The following is a 7,185-nucleotide window of genomic DNA, read 5'->3' as shown; positions in this document are numbered from 1 at the left end:
CGTAAAAGCCTTCATACTATCCGTATAGCATTGGGTTCAGGTGTGTATGCCTTGCACAATAAACAAGGCATTAGCGGCATATCGATTGGCATGGCACACCGTTATTATTGCCGTCCAGACGCCCGTTTCCGCACTGGAGAAGATGAAACATCGCCTCTTCACACGAACTCATCTGACCGCATGACTTACGCTGATCGCAGCTGAATTCTGCCACTGGCTCTGAAAAAATGGTTTCGGTAACTCAAATGATACTGCCACTTCGCAAGCCCCCAGGCGGGGGCTAGTACGAAATTTCTAGGAAAGGTCAGTCAACGCTTCAGGATGCTTCTCAGCTACTCGAAGCAGTGTACGTGCAGTACCTGTAGGGACTCGACGGCCTTGTTCCCAACCACGAAGGGTGCCGGGGCTCACGTCCAATAGTTTGGCGAACTCCCCCTGCGATAAGCCCATGCGATGGCGAATTTCTGCGGCTTTGGGTACTTCTACTTGAGTTTCGCGAGCGGGCTTGCCTTGCTTCATTTGGCGTATGGAGGCCAGGAGTGTATTACCAAGCTCTTCACCAGTCATAAAGTCATTACTATGCATCTTCAATCTCCTCTTTAATCTGCTTGAGGATATGAGAGGGGATATTCCCACGCACTGATTTGGCATAGATCACCAGAAGCCAAATCTTTCCATCCGGTAAGCAGTTGTAATAGATAACACGTACACCGCCGCTTTTGCCTTTTCCGTGAAGCTTCCAGCGGACTTTACGACATCCGCCCGAACCTGGGATAACGTCACCAGCCTCAGGGTTTTTGGCTAGCCACTCAAAGAATGCAATTCGTTCGTCTTCACGTAATAGTGAATTAGCACTTGTCTTGAAGATGTCGGTTTCAGCGATAGTGTACATGGTGTAATTGTGCGTCACTGACGCACTTTGTGCAACTATAATGAGAGGGAGAATTCAGAGAAACGGGTAACTGCTTGAAGGGGGAAGGAGGTGGGTAATCAGGAGAAAAACCATTAGTATAACGGTTAATCGTTATACTAATGGCAATTAACTAGCTGATATTAAATAGAAAAAAGGCGTTTGTAGTCTGGTCTTGAAAACCGGCATAGGTTAATAGCCTATCCAGGGTTCGAATCCCTGTCCCTCCGCCATTATGAAAAAAAGCCCGTGAGTCAATGACTTACGGGCTTTTTCTTATGTCGATTTGTCCCAACAATTTGTCCCAAAACCTACCCCGTATAAAAGCGGTCTTGAGCCGTTTCCTAGCTCAACCCTGCCCGTTTCCCTACCTTCACACACAAAACCGCTTAGGCGAGCTTTGATAGCCTTCTAGCCGTGATGGGTCGCTATTACCACTAAGCAAAAAGGCTAACGACAGATAAAGCCCAAAACTTCCTTACTCAATAGCCAAGGGGCGAAGCCCCGCAGTGAGTGAGCGAAGCGAGCGAGAGCCCGCAAGGGCGGTAAAGTCGAAAACAAAAAAATGCCCGCCAAGGCGGGCTGGGTGTGGTTTTCAACAAAAAAAATGGCTCATAGAAGATTATATAAATAGGTCGATTTTGAAAAAACCTATTTCTCTAGTAGTTTTGCTTGATATATCAAAATCATGACTTGAAAGACTTTCAAGAATAATTGAAAGATTTACAATATGCTCACAGCATAGAAGACTATATAAATAGGTCGTTTTTTAAAAAAGTTAATCTTCAAGTAATTCTGCTGAAAATGTAGAAAACTAGACTTGTAAGCCTTACATTTTATCTTGTAAGGCTTACAATTTTATTTTTTTGTGGTATAATAAAAAAGCACTCCCGCTAAGAGTGCTTTGAACTTTATTTTTTAACGATAAGGAAACCTTATATGAATAATTATAACACAGAAAAAGAGAATAACAATAGTGAAGATGAAGTAAATAAATTAGGTGGTTTTTATAGAGGCTTTTATCTTTACGGTCAAAATAAAGGAGGATACAGTATGGGATTACAAACATACGAAACAAAAATTAGAAAAAAAATACTCGATTTGAAAGAAAAAAAGAAAGCATCGCTAGACTCAGATGAGCAAAAAAATATAGAAAAAGAAATTTTATTCTTAAAAACTAGGCTTATAAATAATACAGACAATGCTATATACAACTATTTAACTGACAGAGTTTCTAAGCATAACGTTGTAAATATGAACAGAGTAAAAAAAACACAAAAAGCGATAGCGGAAGAGCTAGCTCTTGATCCAACAGCAGTTTCAAAGTCTTTCAAAAAACTAAAAGAGCTACATATTATAGATTTTAAAAAGTCAGGCTCAGCTTTCGAGAGAATTGAAATTTCTCCCCGCATTTTGTGGAAAAAAGATGTAAACTTCCATAGAAAAATTATCTGGGAACTTGATGATCTTGGTTGTCATTCAAACTTTAGAAAAGATCCTTTCGAAGTTGATAAAGACTATTTAAAGCCACCTGCTAAAAAAGTAGCTTAAGGTGGTGGTATGGAAAGTTTACTCTGCGATTTATTCAGTGAAAAACCAATCGACACCTCCAAAGTTATTGAAGATGGTATTGTGCTAAAGGAAGAAGGAAATGGCTTTGTGTATTATAACAAGCAAGCCATTTTTGAAAGCAAGAATGAGTTATTGAAAGAAGAAATGCTTAATATGAGGGGCGAATGATGCCCCTTTCTTTACATAGAGAAAGTTTTGACGTTCTTTTTTTCTAGCTTTCCTCTCAACCTTTTGTTCTTCTCGATTAGTCGCTGATTAGCTTCATTTTTAGCTGACAGCTCTTTTTCAGCGGTCTCTTTATATCTGTTATATTCAGCATCTATCTTTGATTTTTGATCGAGTAGCTTGTTGCACATTTCTGAAAGTTTCTTCTGTTGCTCTTCTGCTTCTTTTCTTTTCCTTTCAGCTTCTTCAACAGCTTTGATGTTTGAATTTTGAGATAATCTTTTACATTCATACTTCAAGTGCTTAGCACTTTTCGCTAGTTTCGAAACTCTTCTTTGCATCTTTTTCTGATATTCATCTCGATTCAAAAGAGGTGGCTTATCAATCTTTGGAACTTTTTCTTTTTCTCTTTTAGCATCGTTTATGTTTTTATAGTAAGTCTTTATATCTTGATGCTTAGCAATGCTCTTTTCTGAACCTCTTTCTAAACCAAATTGCTTCATAGACTCACTATAATCGCTTTGTAGCTCTTGTAATCTGTGCTTGCTACCACCGATAAAATCTTTAGCTGAAAGCCTACCGTCGGCGGTTATGGGCACTATGTGAGCATGTATGTGGGGTGTCTGCTCGTCAACATGAAGCACGGCACTGACAAGATTGGCCTCGCCATATTTTTCTTTCAGCCAGTTTATGTTGGCTTCCTGCCATTTCTCAAACTGTTCTTTGGAAGCATTTTCAAACCATTCGGGCGATGCAGTAAGCATAAACTCTATGGCTCTTACACTGTCTTTTCTAATTCTCGCATTTGTGCCTCCCTTCTCGATTCTGTCATGAACCATATGGTGAAGTAAGTTTGAATCATCGCCAACCAAGGTTTGATTTTCATTCTTTCGTGTTGGATCAGCATTTGGTGTTTCTCTCAATCTGAAGACGTGTGAACCGCTACCAGCTACGTTTTGTATCGTTTTTAATTTTTGTATTCTCAATATCGCATATTTAGACATATCCATGTCCTCCATTTTTATTATTTTATATTTTTCGCTTTAGCGAAAACTCACCATCCGAAGGATGCCTTTAATGTATATATGCCGGAACGGTGTATATACATTAAAGGGGAGTGAGTCCACCTTGAAAAGGTGCTGGCTACATTATAGCACACTAATATTTAGATTGCTGAAAGTGTGTTTATTGCTTCCAGCTTCTGTTTTGCACTCGCACCATCGCTATATATGTCGAATGTAACTGTGCCAGTCTCATGCCCGACGATTGAAGCGATAACAAGAGGTTTAACGTCGTTATGCTGTAATGACGTGATGACTGTCTTGCGAATGCTATGAAACACATAGCGAGCATCATAGCCGAGCTCTCGCTTGATTCGCCCAAATGCTTTACTGATAGAGTCGGAACGTATGCCGTATTTATTGCCTCCAGGGCTATGGATTAAATAACCGCCATCGTCGGCATTTTTAACCAACTGGTCGATAAGTGGCTTTAAACTCGAATGCAGGGGTATCTTTCTGATGCTCGCATCTGTCTTACCTTCCTCAATATAAAGGCTTAAAACCCCGTTTTCAGCCACGATATGGCTTTTTGTGAGTCTACATACCTCTTCGATACGACAGCCCGTTAAACCCGCTATTTTGATAGCATAGGCCACCTGGTGCTTTCGCTTCGATATAGCGAACTCATACAGTTTTTTTACTTCTTCAGTTTTGAAGGCTAGTCGTTTCTCTTCCTTTTTCTTGCCTTTCTTCTTGTCATTTGGCAACTCATGGCCGAGGAAAGGATTGTCTCTTGTGTCGTATCGGCTCTTGTAGTCTGAGTCATACTTGCTTGCCCACTTGTGAAAGCTGGAACCTGCATGGATGTGGTTTTTCTTTGTTTTTGTGCTTACATTCAAGCCATCTAGAAACTGCTGGTAGCTTTCAAATGATAATTCAAGACCTTCGCTTTCAAGGTAATTTTTAAGCACTTTCAGCTTTGATGTGAAGGTATCAACAGTTTTTTGAGCCAAGCCTTTGATTTCCACTTGGTGCTTAGCGAAGGCTTCAAGCCGTTGGGATGTGAAGGGAGATTTTGGCTTAAAATTTTCTGGATTTTTTATCGTGTTAATTAACTCGTCAGCCTGTTTTTCACTGAACCCCCTATCTTTAAACCCCCAGTGATTTATGAGATTGCCGATGTCTTGGCTGATTTGCTGATATTCCAACACAAGCTCAGCACTAGCTCTTTTGTCATCGGGGAAGCGGTTCTCTATCTCGTCCAGCTTATCGTTCCATTTTTTCAGACCGTTAGCATCATTTTCGAAAATAAAAGCAAGGTGCTTTTTGTATAGTTGATTGTTGCTTATGACGTTTTTTTTTGTGAACTCAGAGGTGCCGTAAACGTGATTCATCAAAATGTCTTGATATAGCTTCTTGAGACCTAGACCGCCCCTTTGATGAATATGCAACTCATTCTCAAAGTCGTCGTGCTCGACACCTCGCCGTGTTTGGCGAATACGGGCTTTCCACTCCGAAAGGATGGGTAGCTTCCTAACGTGTGCCTCTGCTTTGCTTCCAGTCTTGAGCGATTTCGTTAGCTTCCTACGATTTCCAAATGCATGTCGTACATCAGCAGGCAGTTCAAGACGAACGTGCCAGGTTGACCCTTTGAGCAGTAGATTTTCTGCCATTGTGATTCCCGCTATTTGTCCCAATAATTTGTCCCAAAATAGCAGAAAACCGCCGTATATCAAGCATTTCAACAGGTTAAAAGACGAATCGGATAGTCCCTGTCCCTCCGCCATTATTCGAAAGGAATCAGCTGCTTAGCTGGTTCCTTTTTTCGTTTCTGGGTACGAAAAAAGGGCGAAAGTATAACGAGGGGAACACCTACCGTTATACAGCTCAGGCTAGACCAGTGCACAATAGACTAATGTCTAATCAGAAATGAATTCTTCGGCCCCTAAGGTGCTGACTCGAAGTACCTTCTTGGCTCGCAAATAAACCTCTGTGGTTCTCCGATCGCTGTGCTGCAAATTGGTACTCGCATCGAATCCTTGCTCGTCAGCATCCGGTGCTTCTTCAGACTGCCAACGGCGGGTACTCGCCTGAAGTGCGGCTCCAGGAATGGATCGGCAGCAGTGAGTCGACGCGGTACCAGACTCGGGTTGGGACGGGCCTAAATACCTTTGCCATCGTCCTCCCCGCGCGGACCGTAGGGCGTACTTTCATCCTACAATTACGTCTAAATGGCACTTCTGGCGGAGGGCTCCAGTTCCATGCGTACCAACGCTTCATCCGTACTCTTACACTCAAGGACAATCGCTAATGCCTAAATATGCCGTTGCCAAGCAAACCGGAGAAATTTTGCAAGTTATAACTGGTGGATTCCGGTATATCGAAGTTCCTGAAGAAGAGGATGTTCATGATACTACTCACTATATCGACATATCGAATGATGAAATAAAAGCCAAACAAAAAATAATGATAAGAAGTAAAATCAATGGGTTAAGTTTGACTATGTCGGGACTTCCTTCTGGTTTGAATGTTGAAACAAACGGAATGGCGATAATTACTGACGACGAACCGCTTGTAATTGAATACGACGTGCCGGGCATCTATCAGGTTGCGCTTAGTGGCCGGGTCGACTATTTGGACGAAGTGTTGGAGGTAACTGTTGACCACTCTTAAAGCACACACTTTTATTAGCCGCAGGGATGCTGAAGGTCACTACCTGGCTCTCGTGGATAGTGAAGCCGCTAAGGCGCGGCACGTTGATCCCGCACAGGAAACTATATACCAGCGCAAATTGATCGAAGCGGTTAACGGTTATGGACCGTTAATTGAGGCGGAAGCTTCGGCTACCGGCGTCGAAGTAACAACTGTAGCGGCGGCTGTAATTCAGCAACGTGAGGTTTGGGAGCAACACGCTCACGCTATCGAAGTAAAACGAATTAAAGCGAAAGCAGACATTAGAAATGCCGCTACGCCAGCAGAGATGCACCGCATCGTTGCCGCATTCAAAGAGCAACTAACGCCCTAACCCTGCTACAATTATCCTTTAAATTGCCCCACCGTGAGGTGCTGCATGCCCCGTCAGAATGAAGCTACGTTTTTACGTGGCGTACTCCGTAATAATGAAGCGGCCGCGCAATATTGCGAGATGCTGTTTCGTATTTCCCAAACGCTCGATGATCTAATCGATAAAGACAAGCCTGTTACCGACGGCGTGCTGATACGCACGTTCTGGGAAGCGCTTATCGAGCTGCCCGCAAATCCTTTTTACCGTGAGCATGAACCCTATCTTAGGCCCCTGATGGCCAGTGCATTACAGGATTGGCGTGATAGCGCGTACCTGGAACGCGCTGATAGCCATCACTATAAAACCTTGGCCTTTGTGCTGCGCGACCAGTTGACCGGCTTGGTGACACAGTGCGCCTACCTAATCGGTGGCTATGAGTGGATGAATAAGGTCAGCCTATCCATTCGTGACCATTTCCACGAAGACGGACTGGATGAATACCTAGCTGGACTCGACCCCACGCAAGACGAAAG

The 7,185-nt window shown here is 42.9% G+C and carries 10 protein-coding genes; 5 read left to right on the top strand and 5 right to left on the bottom strand.

The window, feature by feature from the left end:
• Positions 1 to 70 precede the first annotated feature (70 nt).
• From ACT3R4_RS18095 to ACT3R4_RS18085, 3 genes are all read right to left on the bottom strand, one after another.
• Positions 71 to 151, bottom strand: a complete 81-nt coding sequence (locus ACT3R4_RS18095) for a hypothetical protein (RefSeq protein ID WP_496201279.1) — start codon at positions 149 to 151, stop codon at positions 71 to 73.
• 143 nt (positions 152 to 294) lie between these two features.
• Positions 295 to 585 carry a helix-turn-helix domain-containing protein gene (locus ACT3R4_RS18090; protein WP_444622745.1) on the bottom strand — a complete coding sequence of 97 codons (291 nt, stop codon included), beginning with the start codon at positions 583 to 585 and terminating at the stop codon, positions 295 to 297.
• Entirely contained in the window at positions 578 to 910 is a 333-nt protein-coding gene (locus ACT3R4_RS18085) for a transcriptional regulator (protein ID WP_444622744.1), read from the bottom strand. The genes ACT3R4_RS18090 and ACT3R4_RS18085 overlap by 8 nt, the downstream gene beginning before the upstream one ends.
• Positions 911 to 1,849: 939 nt before the next feature.
• Here ACT3R4_RS18085 and ACT3R4_RS18080 point away from each other — a divergent pair.
• Together ACT3R4_RS18080 and ACT3R4_RS18075 are read left to right on the top strand one after the other, a co-directional pair.
• Complete coding sequence (locus ACT3R4_RS18080) at positions 1,850 to 2,461, top strand: hypothetical protein (RefSeq protein ID WP_496201278.1); 612 nt, start codon at positions 1,850 to 1,852, stop codon at positions 2,459 to 2,461.
• A 9-nt stretch (positions 2,462 to 2,470) separates the two neighbouring features.
• Positions 2,471 to 2,650, top strand: coding sequence for a hypothetical protein (locus tag ACT3R4_RS18075; RefSeq protein ID WP_496201277.1), 180 nt, complete (start codon positions 2,471 to 2,473; stop codon positions 2,648 to 2,650).
• 11 nt (positions 2,651 to 2,661) lie between these two features.
• Here the strand turns inward: ACT3R4_RS18075 and mobV are convergent, their stop codons facing one another.
• Entirely contained in the window at positions 2,662 to 3,651 is a 990-nt protein-coding gene (gene mobV, locus ACT3R4_RS18070; RefSeq protein WP_496203802.1) for a MobV family relaxase, read from the bottom strand.
• A 161-nt stretch (positions 3,652 to 3,812) separates the two neighbouring features.
• On the bottom strand, positions 3,813 to 5,321 hold the full coding sequence (locus ACT3R4_RS18065) for a tyrosine-type recombinase/integrase (protein ID WP_496201275.1): 1,509 nt from the start codon (positions 5,319 to 5,321) through the stop codon (positions 3,813 to 3,815).
• Between the two features lie 637 nt (positions 5,322 to 5,958).
• Here ACT3R4_RS18065 and ACT3R4_RS18060 point away from each other — a divergent pair.
• From ACT3R4_RS18060 to ACT3R4_RS18050, 3 genes are all read left to right on the top strand, one after another.
• A complete protein-coding gene (locus ACT3R4_RS18060) occupies positions 5,959 to 6,321 on the top strand; it encodes a hypothetical protein (RefSeq protein WP_444628447.1) in 363 nt (120 codons plus the stop codon).
• On the top strand, positions 6,308 to 6,673 hold the full coding sequence (locus ACT3R4_RS18055; protein WP_444622356.1) for a hypothetical protein: 366 nt from the start codon (positions 6,308 to 6,310) through the stop codon (positions 6,671 to 6,673). Before ACT3R4_RS18060 ends, ACT3R4_RS18055 begins: the two co-directional genes overlap by 14 nt.
• Before the next feature lie 45 nt (positions 6,674 to 6,718).
• Positions 6,719 to 7,185 (top strand): hypothetical protein (locus ACT3R4_RS18050; RefSeq protein ID WP_496201274.1); only part of this gene is annotated, 467 nt, incomplete at its 3' end.

This window comes from Halomonas sp. AOP7-E1-9, from assembly GCF_052376035.1.
In the GTDB taxonomy this organism is placed as follows: Bacteria; Pseudomonadota; Gammaproteobacteria; order Pseudomonadales; family Halomonadaceae; genus Vreelandella; species Vreelandella citrativorans.
The sequence above is the reverse complement of the archived record's forward strand: the minus strand, read 5'-3'. Positions and strand labels throughout refer to the sequence as shown.

What these genes read in the sequence shown, in the direction of transcription:
- ACT3R4_RS18065 (WP_496201275.1), bottom strand. Translation starts at nt 5,321, where the DNA reads ATGGCAGAAAATCTACTGCTCAAAGGGTCAACCTGGCACGTTCGTCTT.
- ACT3R4_RS18080 (WP_496201278.1), top strand. Translation starts at nt 1,850, where the DNA reads ATGAATAATTATAACACAGAAAAAGAGAATAACAATAGTGAAGATGAA.
- ACT3R4_RS18090 (WP_444622745.1), bottom strand. Translation starts at nt 585, where the DNA reads ATGCATAGTAATGACTTTATGACTGGTGAAGAGCTTGGTAATACACTC.
- ACT3R4_RS18075 (WP_496201277.1), top strand. Translation starts at nt 2,471, where the DNA reads ATGGAAAGTTTACTCTGCGATTTATTCAGTGAAAAACCAATCGACACC.
- ACT3R4_RS18095 (WP_496201279.1), bottom strand. Translation starts at nt 151, where the DNA reads ATGTTTCATCTTCTCCAGTGCGGAAACGGGCGTCTGGACGGCAATAAT.
- mobV (WP_496203802.1), bottom strand. Translation starts at nt 3,651, where the DNA reads ATGTCTAAATATGCGATATTGAGAATACAAAAATTAAAAACGATACAA.
- ACT3R4_RS18060 (WP_444628447.1), top strand. Translation starts at nt 5,959, where the DNA reads ATGCCTAAATATGCCGTTGCCAAGCAAACCGGAGAAATTTTGCAAGTT.